11 protein-coding genes are annotated in these 14,875 nt (G+C 41.0%); all 11 read right to left on the bottom strand.

Annotated features, from left to right (window positions below):
- Positions 1 to 117 precede the first annotated feature (117 nt).
- The 11 genes from glgA to parC all read right to left on the bottom strand — a co-directional run bounded on the left by glgA (position 118) and on the right by parC (position 14,872).
- Entirely contained in the window at positions 118 to 1,551 is a 1,434-nt protein-coding gene (gene glgA, locus IGI92_RS06190; RefSeq protein ID WP_430608293.1) for a glycogen synthase GlgA, read from the bottom strand.
- Positions 1,548 to 2,699: a glucose-1-phosphate adenylyltransferase subunit GlgD gene (gene glgD / locus IGI92_RS06185; RefSeq protein WP_016613233.1), complete on the bottom strand. Its 1,152-nt coding sequence runs from the start codon at positions 2,697 to 2,699 to the stop codon at positions 1,548 to 1,550. The genes glgA and glgD overlap by 4 nt, the downstream gene beginning before the upstream one ends.
- Positions 2,689 to 3,831 (bottom strand): glucose-1-phosphate adenylyltransferase, encoded by a 1,143-nt coding sequence (locus IGI92_RS06180; RefSeq protein WP_016613232.1) that lies wholly within the window; start codon positions 3,829 to 3,831, stop codon positions 2,689 to 2,691. Before IGI92_RS06180 ends, glgD begins: the two co-directional genes overlap by 11 nt.
- 42 nt (positions 3,832 to 3,873) lie before the next feature.
- Positions 3,874 to 5,808 (bottom strand): 1,4-alpha-glucan branching protein GlgB, encoded by a 1,935-nt coding sequence (gene glgB, locus IGI92_RS06175; protein ID WP_016613231.1) that lies wholly within the window; start codon positions 5,806 to 5,808, stop codon positions 3,874 to 3,876.
- A 174-nt stretch (positions 5,809 to 5,982) separates the two neighbouring features.
- Positions 5,983 to 6,390: a hypothetical protein gene (locus IGI92_RS06170; protein ID WP_005236791.1), complete on the bottom strand. Its 408-nt coding sequence runs from the start codon at positions 6,388 to 6,390 to the stop codon at positions 5,983 to 5,985.
- 94 nt (positions 6,391 to 6,484) lie between these two features.
- Positions 6,485 to 6,931, bottom strand: a complete 447-nt coding sequence (locus tag IGI92_RS06165; protein WP_005236794.1) for a hypothetical protein — start codon at positions 6,929 to 6,931, stop codon at positions 6,485 to 6,487.
- 188 nt (positions 6,932 to 7,119) lie between these two features.
- Positions 7,120 to 7,938, bottom strand: coding sequence for a DUF1803 domain-containing protein (locus tag IGI92_RS06160; RefSeq protein WP_430608292.1), 819 nt, complete (start codon positions 7,936 to 7,938; stop codon positions 7,120 to 7,122).
- Positions 7,939 to 8,026: 88 nt separating this feature from the next.
- Positions 8,027 to 8,956 (bottom strand): manganese-dependent inorganic pyrophosphatase, encoded by a 930-nt coding sequence (locus tag IGI92_RS06155; protein WP_430608291.1) that lies wholly within the window; start codon positions 8,954 to 8,956, stop codon positions 8,027 to 8,029.
- A 94-nt stretch (positions 8,957 to 9,050) separates the two neighbouring features.
- Complete coding sequence (gene pflA, locus IGI92_RS06150; RefSeq protein ID WP_005229643.1) at positions 9,051 to 9,806, bottom strand: pyruvate formate-lyase-activating protein; 756 nt, start codon at positions 9,804 to 9,806, stop codon at positions 9,051 to 9,053.
- Between the two features lie 104 nt (positions 9,807 to 9,910).
- Positions 9,911 to 12,139 carry a formate C-acetyltransferase gene (gene pflB / locus IGI92_RS06145; protein WP_008379680.1) on the bottom strand — a complete coding sequence of 743 codons (2,229 nt, stop codon included), beginning with the start codon at positions 12,137 to 12,139 and terminating at the stop codon, positions 9,911 to 9,913.
- Between the two features lie 270 nt (positions 12,140 to 12,409).
- Positions 12,410 to 14,872, bottom strand: a complete 2,463-nt coding sequence (parC, locus tag IGI92_RS06140; RefSeq protein ID WP_005236805.1) for a DNA topoisomerase IV subunit A — start codon at positions 14,870 to 14,872, stop codon at positions 12,410 to 12,412.
- Positions 14,873 to 14,875: the final 3 nt, after the last annotated feature.

Genomic DNA, 14,875 nt, shown 5'->3' with positions numbered 1-14,875 from the left:
AGGGTTACACTCCTTTATGCTAACCGTTTATAAAAAAGAAGAATTCTTGCCGCCAGAATGGCTAGTCATACAACTAGCCGCTCTGTTGCAGACAAGGATTCTTCTGTCTTAAAACAATCAAACTTTGATATTATTATACAACTCAACATAAAGATCTGAGCTTTGATTCCAGCTAAAATCTTTTTTCATTGCTTGCTTGACTAATGCCGTCCATGTTGTCGGATCCGATTCATATAATTCAATCCCCTGTTTTAAGGCATTCATCAAGTAAAAAGGTGAAAACTCTTGGAAGCCAAAGCCGGTTCCTTGTTTCGTGATCGGATTATAGGAATCCACCGTATCTTTCAAGCCACCGATTTCATGAACGATCGGTAATGTACCATAACGCATCGCGATCATCTGCGATAGTCCACATGGTTCAAAAGCCGAAGGCATCAAGAAGAGATCCGCTGCTGCGTATAACTTTTGCGCCAGTGCAATATCAAAAGAAATCGCGGCAGCACATTTGTCAGGATATTTCTGCGCAAAGTAGCGAAAGCCTTCTTCAAAATCATGCTCACCGGTTCCCAATAGGATAAACTGGACATCAAACTGCAAGAGGTTTTCCATTTCTTCAAGAACTAAATGGAACCCCTTTTGAGTGGTCAAACGACTGACAACGGAAATCAACGGAACCTCTTTACGAGTTGGCAAGCCAAACTGTTCTTGTAGCGCTCGCTTGTTTTTAGCTTTTCCTGATAAATCCTCGACACTGAAAGGATAGTCCAAATGAGGATCGGTTTCTGGATCATTCATTTCATAATCAATTCCATTCAAGATACCGCTTAGCTTGCCACTTTCCATGCGTAAAATGACTTCAAGACCACAACCAAACTCAGCTGTTTTGATTTCTTCACTATAGGAAGGACTGACGGTCGTGATGCGGTCCGCATACAAGATTCCTGCTTTCATAAAGTTCAAGCAATCGTTTAAACGCAAGTTTCCATCATCATATCTTTCCGTACCCATCCCAAAAAGATCCGGTAAAATATCGCGACTATACCACCCTTGAAACCCAATGTTATGGATCGTCAAAACGGTGCGTATGTTTTGATACGCTTGGATCCAATGATATTTTTCTTTGATCAAGAACGGAATCATCGCCGTATGGTAATCATTGACATGTACGACGTCTGGAATAAATTCAATGCGTTCCATCATTTCGATCACGGCTAATTGGAAGAAAGCAAAGCGTTCCCCATCATCATAAAAATCATAGAGCCGTTCGCGACCAAAATAGTAGAGATTGTCTATGAAATAATAAGTCACAGCGCCTAGAACTAATTTTTTGATTCCACAATATTGCTTGCGCCAGCCGACCGCCACTTCAAAGGAAAAACAATCTTCCATTTGGTCTTGGTATTCGGCAGGCATTTTCGTGAAATAAGGTAAGACGACAACTGTCTCGACGCCTTTTTTGACCAACTCTTTTGGCAATGCACCTGCAACATCCCCTAACCCGCCTGTTTTAAAAAACGGAGCGCACTCTGCTGCTGTAAACAAAACCTTCATGCGCTTGCTCCTCCGATTACATCTTCTGTCACATGAGAATTCTTCTTAATGACAATCGGCGTTTCTTTGGTTCCCTGCACTTTTACACCTTCTGCGATGGTTACATTTTTATCTAAGATCGCATAAGAGACTTCGGCACCTGCTTTGATTTCGTTATTTCCGAAAATGATCGCGCCTTTGACTTTTGCCTCAGGATGGATTTTCGTACGGCGAGCAACCAGTGACTGCTCGACAGAGCCTTCAACGATGCAACCAGAAGCAAAGTGGCTATTTTTCACCTCAGACGTTTCCGAGTAATAGGTTGGTACTTCATTCTTCAATTTGGTATAGATTTTTTGATTCGAATAAAGCAATGAAGTGAATTTATGCACATCTAGCATGTCCATATTTGTTTGATAATAAGAAGAGATATCATAAATGTTACTTAAGTAACCAGTGTACTCATATAGGCCAGTGTTCTCCACAGAGATCATCTCTCGTAAAAATTGACCGAGATCTGCCGTTGCGCCAACTTTTTGCCCTTCTTTAAGAGCCGCGATCAGACGATCCGTTTGAATGATAAAAATATCCGTACACAAGTTGACTAGGGAGCCAACTTCCCCTTTTTTCGCTTGGATCGCTTCTTCTAAGTGTCCTTCACTGTCAACATTAAACAACAAGTCACTTTCAGAAACATTGTCACTGCCGATGCGTTTATACACCACAGTCATTTCATTGCCTTGTAGTTGATGAATTTTCAGCAAAGCGCGCAAATCGATGTTGCATAAGATTTTGCTGCCCATAAATACAGTGTGATCTGATTTCGATTTTTCCAAATAGTCAATGACGTTATAGTAGTACTCTTGCCCTTCGGCTTGCTTTTTCAATGAGTCTTGAAATAAGTGAATAAAGAACCGGTTTTGAACACCGTCCAAGTTCCACTCTTTTCCACCGCCGATATGATCAAAGACCGACTGAGTCTCTCCTTCATTGAAAATCATGTAGACTTGTTTGATGTTGGCATTTTCAATACTTGAAAGATTGAAATCCAGCAAGCGATATTTGCAGTCAAACAACAAGGTCGACAGCGGACGATTCTCCGTTAATGGCATCAAGTCTTGGTATCGCTGTAGGTTCCCTAAAATTGCACACATTTTATTAGTTCTCATCAATCGTCACCCCTAAAATTTCAGAATAGCCGACTACGGCAATTTCGTCTGTTCCATCGATCTCTGCGTCGTCACCAATCACTGCATTTTCCCCAACAATCACTCGATTTAATTTGACATTTCTGCCAATCACCGCTCCAGGCATGATCACGCTATCTTTGATAGTCGAGCCTTCTTTCACTTGCACGTTCTCTGATAAAATACTGTGCTCGATCTCCCCAGCAACATAGCAGCCGTCCATCACAAGCGAATTTTTAGCAGCACCGGTTTCAGTTACAAAGTGCGGCGGTGCGATTGGGTTTTTGGAGAACACTTGCCAGCTTTTATCCCGGATATTCAACTCCATGGCTGGATCAATAAATTCCATGTTGGCTTCCCATAAGGAATCGATCGTTCCTACGTCTTTCCAATAGCCAGAGAAGCGATAGGCAAAAACGTTGTCGCCGCTTTCTAGATAAGAAGGAATGACATGTTTCCCAAAATCGACCATTTCGCCGTCTTTTGTGTAGTTACTCAATAGCATACTGCGTAGACGACTCCAATCAAATATATAGATCCCCATCGAAGCAAGATTGCTTTTTGGTTCGGCTGGTTTTTCATCAAATTCGATGATGCGGTCATTTTTATCAGTATTCATGATTCCGAAACGAGAAGCATCTTTCATCGGAACTTCGAGAACTGCAACCGTCAATGAAGCATCATTTTCTTTGTGTTTTTCCAGCATTTCTTCGTAATCCATTTTGTAGATATGGTCGCCGGACAAAATCAAGACGTATTGCGGGTCCATCTCATCGATATAGGCGATGTTTTGATAGATGGCATGGGCAGTTCCCTCAAACCATTTTTCGCCTTCTGAATTTGAATATGGCTGTAAAATCGTCACACCGGTACTGATTCCATCCAATCCCCAACTGGCGCCATTGCCGATATGGTTGTTCAGTGCTAAAGGTTGGTACTGCGTGACTACACCCACATTTTTGATTCCAGAATTGACACAATTACTCAACGTGAAATCGATGATCCGATACCTGCCGCCAAACGGAACTGCTGGCTTGGCAATATTTTTTGTTAGTTTCCCTAAACGAGTCCCTTGTCCTCCTGCGAGGATCATTGCTAACATTTCTGTTTTCATTTTGTTTGGTGATCTACTCACCGTTCCCCCTCTACTCTTTTTTTATGCTTTCTTTACTGCTTTTTTACGAGTCATTTTGATTTTTTCTGGTTTGATAATCAAAGCCCCAAGTGCAGGCAAAATTGTTTTGATTTGATAGTCGTATTGTTTAAAAGGGGCATTACTGGTCTGGCAGTCTTGGTTATTAGCCACCCAAGTTCCACCAAATACATCCCGTTCAGTGTTTAAAATCTCTCGATACGTTCCTTCGTATGGCACGCCGATCGCAAAATCGTGACGCTCCACTGGTGTCAGATTGACAACAACGATCAAGAAATCTTTTTTCGTTTTTCCTTGTCGTAAGAAAGTCAATGTCGTTTCATCTAAGTTGTCTGCATCGATCACCATCAATGAATCTTCTTGATCATCCAATTCCCAAAGGGCTCGTTCTTCTTTGTATAGTTCATTCAAGGTCTGGGTGAAGAACTGCATTTTTGCATTTAATGTGTCGTTTAAATCGACCCATTCAAGCCCATGATCATATTTCCATTCTAAAAACTGTCCCCATTCACTACCCATGAATAACAATTTTTTCCCTGGATGCATCATCATGTACGTATAGAGATTTCGTAGTTGTGAAAACTGTTTGTAGCGGTCCCCCCACATTTTATGCATCAAACTTTTTTTACCATGAACGACTTCATCATGAGAAAGTGGCAAGATATAATTTTCTTGCATCCGATACATGAAAGAGAAAGAAAGCAGATTTAAATGATCTTTACGGAAAATCGGGTCCATTTCATAAAAACGCAGGACATCGTTCATCCAGCCCATATTCCATTTATAATCAAATCCTAACGCGCCTTCTTCGACCATTCCTGTTATTTTGGTTTCAGACGTACTTTCTTCTGCAATCATGACCACTGCTGGATGGGCTAACTTGATAACAGAATTAAGCTTCTGTAAAAAGTAATAGCCTTCAAAGTTGCGATTGCCCCCTTCGTGATTTGGTTCCCATGGACCTTCATCATAATCGCGATAGATCATGTTGGAAACGGCATCTACCCGAATACCATCAATATGATAAAATTCGATCCAGAACAAGGCACTTGAGATCAGAAAGCTTTGGACTTGTGGTTTGCCGAGATCAAAGTTGATCGCACCCCAGCGAACATTTTTGGCACGGTTTTCATCCATGTATTCAAATGTCGGCGTGCCGTCATAATAAGCTAAGCTGTCATCATTGACACAAAAATGTCCTGGTACCCAATCAACAAAGACACCAATATTTTCTAAATGGCATGCCTCTACAAAGTCTTGAAATTCTTCTGGTGTCCCATAATAGGAACTGAGCGCAAAATAACCTGTCAGCTGATAGCCCCACGAGGTACCTAATGGATGTTCCATCAAAGGCATAAATTCAATATGGGTATAACCCATTTTTTTCACATAAGGAATAAGTTCATCTTTTAATTCAGAGAAGCGATAAGGGGTGCCGTCTTCGTGGTGCTTCCACGAGCTGGCATGAACTTCATAAATATTTAGAGGTCGATTAAATGTTTTCTGTCTTTTTTTGCGGCCTTGCCATAGTCCATCCCGCCATTTTTTTTGTGGGATCGAATGCAACACGGCAGCAGTTCCTGGTCGAGCTTCGAAATGGACAGCAAAAGGATCAATCTTCAATACTTCTCGTCCATTTGCTTGTTTGACTTTGTATTTGTAAAGCTGTCCTTCTTTTACTTGGTTGGTCTCAATCTCCCAGACCCCAGATTCTGCCCTTTTATTCATTGGCAAAGTGTCTGTCCATTGGTTGAAATCACCAACCAGCCAAACTTGTTGAGCGTTTGGTGCCCAAACACGAAACACATAGCCATCATCCGCTTGATGGGCTCCTAAGAAATGTTGGACATAAAAATTTTCACCGCTCAGAAAGTCCTTTTCTGCAGTCAGTACCTGTTGTTTGGTAACCACTCTCTCATCAGTCCTCCTTCGACTCATCTTGATCGCTTATTCTTTAACGATCGATCATTGTCCCATTTTTTAATAGAGAAGCATTTGCAACCAAACGATCTCTACTGTTAGCATAGCATAAAATAAAATTCTAGTAACCTAATAACCCTATGATACGAACGAATTATTCAGGACAGAAAAAAACAGCTTGAACGTATCTGTTCAACCTGTTTCAGCTCTACTTTTTAGCTTTTGGAAAATGAAGTATGTGACTACACTTAACTGAAACAAACTTGCCAAAACCAGGATGAAAACAACCATCACCGGAAATGTCTCAGTTAATTCAACATATGCCAGCAGTGTCCCAAATGCAGAAGAGGCGGAGCAAAAACACCAGAATCGAAACCCGTAAAAACTCGTCACTACGGTATAAAGACTAATAATCCCCAATAAGAAAAGCTGAGTAAATCGGTCAAATACCGTATCGGTATAATAAATTTCACCTAACATGACTTGGATCGTACCAAAACTAGTTGGTACTTTATAAAGCGTCAGCAATGCACCGATCAAACTGAATGCACCAATCAAAAGATGACTGCCAGCTAAGCTGATTCGAATGTTTAGTTTCACGCGTCCTTCACAACCTTCAATCTTCGATCCTTTTACGAAAACAACTGCTTCTACAGCCGTTTCCCTTCTTCGCTAGAGCCGAAATCACCTTCAATTATTTTGCTTGCCAAAGCTCTTTTACTTGCCCATCGGTGTAAACTTTATAGGCTTTATTTACTGCCAAGGACTTGTCTGCGTGACCAATTAAGTAATAATTGCCATCACAGTCAAACTCTCCCTCACTCAATAATTTATAACTCGTTAATGGACCATCTGCCATTTTTTTCGCCAAATAACGAAGGGCATTCGCGGGATTCACTAAATAGTTTTGATTCACTAGCCAATCAATAACCACTGAAACGATCGTATTTGCCCCAAATCGTTCCTTTTGCTTTAATGCGAGAATGAGATCTCCATCAGAAAAACGCGTTTCATCGATCCCCGCATTTGTAATTGCTTGCCGTGCCGCTTCTATCTCTGACATTGATACGAATGTAATCATTTCTGCTTTCGTTTTATTCCGTTCCAACTGTTCAAAATCAACCGTTTTATATCCTTCCATTTTTATATCCCCTTTCAACGTTCTAAAATCATCATATCATCAAGAAATCAAATCTCCAAACAAAACGATCGTTATATTTTAATTTTTATTCATCAAATTATCATTTTAGTGAACAAGAAAAAAAGCTATTAGAATAACATCTAACAGCTTTGTAATATTCAGGAAATTTAAAACAAATAACATAATTATTAGAAATCTAAATTATCATTGAAAAAAAACGTGTTGTATGAACCTGCTTTTTTCGCTAAGTGAGCGAGCACTGATCGTTGCAAGAAAATATCCTTTTCAGCAGATGGATAACGGCCGTTTTTTAGATTATCACAATTTATTTCTTCCAGCAAGAAATCTAGCTCGGAACTAACGATTTTCAACTGTTGAAGCGATTCTAGAAAAATACTCGGACGCACTTTTTTGTTTTTACGGATACGTTCAAAGATGACACTTACTTGATCTAAGTAATAGACCGGATCGACATCGCCGATCAAATCTATTAGTTCGTCATAAACCGATAGATTTTGCAGCTGGCGATTTGCTTCAAAAAAAGCCGGCAGCGTTGGTGGCCATGGCGCTTCTGCGTATGAGATCATCTGAAAACTTTCATGGGCCAAGGAATAAACAATCCCCTGCTCCACCTCCTGCAAACAACCATAGAAGTATTTTTTTTCATTACTTAATGTCGCAAAGTTTTTGAGAAAACCAGCGATTTCTTGTGTTGACCAATCAAGGGCATCTTGATAAAAACCGTCACTTTCTTGCAGCTGCTTTTGATCTTCTTCAGTATAAACAGGAAAACCTAAAAAATAGCGTCGATTTTGGCGGATGATCAAAGCTGATGCGATCAGACGGTCAAGGGTTTTATCAAATGACACCTCTGGAAACTTCGTTTTTAGCTCTCGTAGTGTCGGCGGTTCTTGACAGCTTAAAAGCACATGAACCAAATCATGGAATTCAGAAGATGCCACTATCGGTTGCAACGAACGATAATGGGGACTATAAAAAAATTTCACTGTGTGTACTCCTTATTAAAAAAATCATGAAAAATGCTGGCTTGATCTACCAAAACAGATCTCACCAGCACTCTGACATTTATCCTTATTATCCTTCGAAAACCGCTGTTAATTGAGGAACGATTTGTTTTTTACGAGAAACAACGCCAGGTAAAAAGGCACGATGGTTCGTTAATGTCGTTTCAAACGCTGCTTCTACTGGGGCAATTGGTTCACCAACAACTAATAGCTCAGAATTACTGTCTAAGATATCAGTAGCAACAAGCAAGAACAAATCATAGCCATTTGCTGACATTGATTCTTTCATGGCAGCTTCCAATTCTGCTTGACGGTCAAAGACCTCTTTTAGGTCGACTGTATTGACTTGTCCGATACGGATGTTTTTCCCGCCCATTGGGAAGCTTTTTGCATCAAGATCCAGCAATTCTGCGGCTGATTTCGTCCCAAGATTTGTGCCGGCTTTCAACATATCCAATCCGTATGCTTCCAGTTCAACACCTGCTAAAACCGCTAATTCTTTTGCTGCCGCTACATCTTCATCGGTACATGTTGGCGATTTGAACAACAATGTATCGGAGATGATCGCTGAAAGCATGATTCCTGCGATCGCTTTTGGAATTTCCACTTGATTTTCTTTGTATAACTTCAATACGATCGTACTGGTACAACCAACAGGTTCTGCACGATAAAACAACGGATTGGCTGTCTCAAAGTTAGCAATACGGTGATGATCAACCACTGCCAACACTGTAACATCAGCGATATCTGCCGCACTTTGCTGAAACTCATTGTGATCCACCAGCATTACTTCTTGTGTTTCCTTAGTTACTGAATCGATTACACGAGGAGCAGGCAGGCTAAAGGTGTCTAGTGCAAATTGTGTTTCTTCATTCGGTGTACCTAGCGCCACCGCTTCACAGTCTTTCCCAAGTTGATTTTGTAAGTTTGCAAAGGCAATCGCTGCACCAATAGCGTCGGTATCAGGATTTTGGTGACCGAATACTAATATTTTCGACATTTCTTCATCGCTCCTATTTCAATTGATATTCACTTTCTAATCATAGTAAAAAAACAGGAAAGAAGCAATAGCAATCTCTTCTTTCCTGTTTTGATCAACGGGTTAAGTAGCCTTTATAGTCATCTACATGGAGCAAACGTTTGGCATTTTTCACCCGATCTTCGGTTGGTGGTTCGATCCCTTCAAGGGGATATTTCAAGCCTAGCTCATCCCACTTGTATTTCCCCATCGTGTGATAAGGTAAGATCTCAACTTTATCGACATTCTTCAACGTCTTGATAAATTCATCCAAACGGATCAAGAAGTCATCATAATCGCTTCTAAAAGGAACCAGGACGTGACGAATCCAGACAGGTTGATTGATCTCTGAAAGATAATTCGCCATATCCAAAATATTATCATTGGATTGCGTGGTTAGCTCTTTATGGGCTTTGTTATCGATATGTTTGATATCAAACAACAGCAAATCGGTCACAGTCATCAACTCTTGAAACTTACTGAAAAAAGGCTCTTCTCGTGTAAATGGTTTTCCGCAAGTATCCAATGTTGTGCTGACCCCTTCTGCTTTGGCTTTACGAAACAGATCGATCAGAAAGTCCATTTGAAGTAACGGTTCCCCGCCACTAACGGTGATCCCACCTTTTTGTCCCCAGAATTCGCGATATTTCAACGCCTCTTCTAAGACGTCATCGGTCGTTCGTTCGACACCCGTGCCAATCTTCCAAGTATCTGGATTATGACAAAACTGGCAACGCATGCGGCATCCTTGCATGAATACAATAAAACGGATACCTGGTCCATCTACTGATCCAAAACTTTCTGTTGAATGTACTTGTCCTGTTACTGCCATAATGCTCTTCCTTTCTTCGAAACGACGGATGACCATGCTCCGTCTGATACTCTCAAAACAAGAGGCGGCGGATTTTCCCGTCCGCCGCCTGAAGTTGTTGCTTATTACATTGCTTCGTGCATTGTACGAGCAATGACATCATCTTGTTGTTCTTTGGTTAATTTAATGAAATTAACCGCATAACCAGAAACCCGAATCGTTAATTGTGGGTATTTTTCTGGGTGAGCTTGCGCATCAAGTAATGTATCACGGTTAAATACGTTGATATTTAAGTGGTGACCACCTTTTGCTGCATAGCCATCTAGCATTGTTGCTAGGTTTTCTTGTTGTGTCTCATCGTCACGACCTAATGCTTTAGGTACGATTGAGAAGGTGTTTGAAATACCATCTAATGAGTAATCATATGGTAATTTCGCAACTGACGAAAGACTTGCTAATGCACCATGCGTATCGCGGCCATGCATTGGGTTTGCACCTGGAGCAAATGGTGCACCTGCACGACGTCCATCAGGCGTGTTCCCTGTTTTCTTCCCATAAACCACATTAGAAGTGATTGTAAGGATCGAAGTTGTATGTTTTGCATCACGATATGTTTTTGTGCGTTTTACTTTCTTCATGAAAGCTTTCAACAAGTTGACTGCGATATCATCTACACGGTCATCATTGTTTCCGTATTTAGGATAATCGCCTTCGATTTCGTAATCTTCAACAATGCCGTTTTCATCACGAATCGTACGAACTTTGGCATATTTAATCGCTGATAATGAATCAACTGCAACAGAGAAACCAGCGATACCAGTAGCCATCGTACGTAGAATATCTGTATCTTGGAGCGCCATTTCAATGCGTTCATAAGAATATTTGTCATGCATGTAATGAATGATGTTCAATGTGTTCACATACAGATCACAAATCCAGTCCATCATTGTGTCATATTTTTCCATTACTTCGTTGTAATCCAAGTATTCAGAAGTAATTGGTTGGAATTTTGGTCCAACTTGTGCTTTTGATTTTTCATCGACCCCACCGTTGATTGCATACAACAATGTTTTCGCTAAGTTGGCACGAGCACCAAAGAATTGCATTTGTTTCCCGATGCGCATTGCGGATACACAACAAGCGATTCCGTAATCATCGCCCCAATGTCCACGCATCACATCATCGTTTTCATATTGAATCGCTGATGTTTGGATCGACATTTTCGCACAGAATGTTTTGAAGTTATGAGGCAAACGTGTTGACCATAAAACAGTCAAGTTTGGTTCTGGTGCTGGACCTAAGTTTGCTAGCGTGTGTAAGAAACGGAAGCTGTTTTTTGTTACCATGTGGCGTCCATCTTCACCCATACCAGCGATTGACTCAGTTACCCAAGTTGGGTCACCAGAGAACAATGCGTTGTAATCAGGCGTCCGAGCAAATTTCACAAGACGTAGTTTCATGACAAAATGGTCAACGATTTCTTGTGCTTCTTCTTCAGTGATCACGCCATTTTTCAAATCGCGTTCAACATAAATATCAAGGAAAGTTGACGTACGTCCCAATGACATTGCCGCACCATTTTGCTCTTTGATGGCTGCTAAGTAACCAAGATATAACCATTGGAATGCTTCTTTCGCCGTTTGAGCTGGTTTAGAAATATCAAATCCGTAAATGTTTCCTAATTCTTTCAATTCGCTTAAAGCGCGAATTTGTTCACTTAATTCTTCACGTTGGCGGATAATGTCTTCAGACATGGTTCCGTTTCCGCAATACAATAGGTCTTGTTGTTTTTCTTTGATCAAGAAATCCACTCCGTATAATGCAACACGACGGTAGTCACCAATGATCCGGCCACGGCCGTATGCATCAGGAAGACCTGTGATTACACCAGAACGACGAGCTGCTCTGATTTCAGGTGTATAGGCATCAAATACCCCTTGGTTATGTGTTTTACGGTAGTCGCGGAAAATGTGAGAAACTTCCGCATCGATTTCATAGCCGTAAGATTCTGCTGCTTGTTCTGACATGCGGATGCCGCCAAATGGTTGCAAGCTGCGTTTAAATGGTTTTTCCGTTTGGAAACCAACAACTGTTTCTAAGTTTTTGTCTAAGTAGCCAGGTCCATGAGAAGTAATCGTTGAAACGACTTTTGTATCCATATCCAATACGCCGCCAGCTTCACGCTCTTGCTTGTTCAGTTCCATGACTTGATCCCATAGCTTCGTCGTTGCTTCAGTAGCATCTGCTAGGAATTCATCTGTTCCGTCATAAGGTGTGTAGTTTTCTTGGATGAAGTCGCGTACGTTTACTTCTTCTTTCCAAGTTTTTCCTTTAAATCCATTCCATTGTTCCATCTGATGGACCTCCTTAAATTTTCTGTTCACTAATGTAACAGCTTTACGTGAACAGTATAACACACACCCTAATGATTGCAAGTGTTTTCAAGAATTATTTTGAACAATTTAGTTTTTTTTAAGATTTTTATTATTAAAAACGTTGATTTATAAGCATTTATCAAATGTGAATCTTTTATTAAAGTGCGTTTTTTATTAATGTGAAAGATTAATTAAGAGGCAAAAAAGCAACCATTCTGTACTGGTACAGAATGGTTGCTTTGTTATAATTTATAGTACAGAATCCTCTGCGATTGCAGGACTGATTTGTGTTTTCACTTCGTAGATTTGCCCCCCTGTTTTCTCATCCATGATAAATGAGCCGTTGGAGGTCCGATCATTGATCGGGATTTGATTCGTGATGACTTCAAAGGCTTGTCCTTTTTGGTTGGTTACCAGTAGCTGCTGGTTCTCTCCATTCCCCATATAGACTACGCGATGAGGGTTTTTCTTCAATTCCCGTAAGACCATCAATCCACGCTTCGCCCGTCCTAATTGGGTGATCTCTTGGGCTAGCATGCGTTTTGCTGCGCCACGTTGGGTAATCAGAACGATCGGTGTATCCCCTTCTGAATAAACTAACAACCCATTGATAAGATAATCATCCGCTTTAAGGTTCATCGCTTTGACCCCAGCTGCTTTTGGTCCCACAACGGGCACTTCATTAAGCGAATACCGTAAGCCAAAGGCAAGATGACTGACTAAAAAGACATCCATTTCTTCTGTTTGATCAGTCAAAAAGACATTGACTAATTCATCTGATTCATCTTTCAGCTTCATGATCGTCATTGGCCGTGTCTTATAGGTGCGCCAAGGTTCAAATTCCGTCATTCGTGTTTGTTTAATCATGCCGTTTTTACTGATCAGCACAAAGTTTTTCAACGGATCGATCTCTTTGTAGGCAAAGACCCCAATGATCATTTCATCTTGCGCCAGTGTCATAACCGTTTGCGAAATATGTTCGCCTAGATCTTTCCATTTTAAATCAGGCAATTCATGAACCGGACGATAGATCGTGTTTCCTTTATTGGTTACCAATAACAGATGATCCAACGTATTCATTTGGTTGCTGTAAAGTAAAGAGTCGCCTTCTTTCATGCCGATCTCTTCTGGTTTTGAGGCACCGTAAGAACGCAAACTGCTGCGTTTGACATAACCGTCTCTTGTGACTGTCACGACGACTTCTTCTTGCGCGACTAAAACTTGTGTTTCGATCTTGATTTCTTGAATTTCGGCTTCGATCTCAGTCAATCGCGGTGTCGAATATTTTTTCTTGATCTCCCGCAATTCCTTTTTGATCACTTTCAGTAATTCACTTTCCTCATTTAAAATCGTTGTCAATTCAGCGATCGTTTCAGCAAGTTCTTTCGCCTCTGCTTGCAATTGTGTGATATCCGTATTGGTCAAGCGGTACAACTGTAAGTTCACAATGGCTTCTGCTTGCTCTTCCGTAAAACCGTGCTGAACAACCAGATTGTTTTTGGCATCTTTTTTGTCTTTACTGCCGCGAATGGTGGCGATCACTTCATCAAGAATCGATAAAGCTTTGATTAACCCATCGACGATATGCTGTCTCTTTTGGGCTTTTTGCAGTTCAAAACGACTGCGTTTTTCGATCACTTCACGCCGATGCTTGATGTAGCTTTCTAAAATCCGTTTCAAACCGACTTGTTGGGGGCGCATATTGTCGATAGCCACCATGTTGAAGTTGTAGTTGATCTGCAATTCGGTATTTTTAAATAAATAATTTAAAATTCCTTGTGCATTTGCTTCTTTTTTCAGCTCGACAACGATCTGCAAACCAGTACGGTCAGTTTCATCACGCACTTCAGCAATCCCGTCGATCCGTTTATTCAAACGAATCTCATCCATTTTTTTGACTAGATTGGCTTTATTGACCTCATAGGGAATCTCATTGATAACGATTTGCTGCTTGCCACCTTTGATGTCTTCGATCTTGGTTTTCGAACGCAGGATCACTTTGCCTTTGCCTGTTTCATAGGCTTTTTTGATTTCTTCTTTCCCTTGTAAAATCCCTCCTGTTGGAAAATCAGGGCCGGGAATATACTTCATCAGCTGATCCAAAGAAGCTTGCGGATGGTCGATCAAATAGACCGTTCCATCAATGATTTCCCCTAAATTATGGGTGGGAATTTCCGTTGCATACCCAGCTGAGATCCCAGTTGAGCCATTGACTAACAGATTTGGGTATTTTGCTGGTAAGACAGTTGGTTCTTTTTCGGTATCATCAAAATTCCACACCAATTCGACGGTGTTTTTTTCGATATCTTTTAACAGCTCACCGCTTAATTCTGAAAGTCGTGCTTCGGTATAACGCATGGCAGCTGGCGGATCACCATCCATACTCCCGTTGTTTCCGTGCATTTCAATCAAAATCTGACGCAATTTCCAGTCTTGGCTCATGCGGACCATTGCTTCATAAATACTCGAGTCACCATGGGGATGAAAGTTCCCCATGATATTCCCGACTGATTTCGCTGATTTGCGGAAGCCTTTGTCATACGTATTGCCGTCTTGGTTCATGGCGAACAAGATGCGCCGCTGAACCGGTTTTAACCCATCACGAATATCTGGCAATGCCCGTTCTTGAATAATGTATTTGGAATATCGACCGAAGCGATCTCCCATCACTTCTTCCAATGTCAATTCTTGTATATTGCTTCTGTGTTCCAAGAG

It is taken from the genome of Enterococcus sp. DIV2379, from assembly GCF_050542965.1.
Classification (GTDB): Bacteria; Bacillota; Bacilli; order Lactobacillales; family Enterococcaceae; genus Enterococcus_D; species Enterococcus_D entomosocium.
The sequence above is the reverse complement of the archived record's forward strand: the minus strand, read 5'-3'. Positions and strand labels throughout refer to the sequence as shown.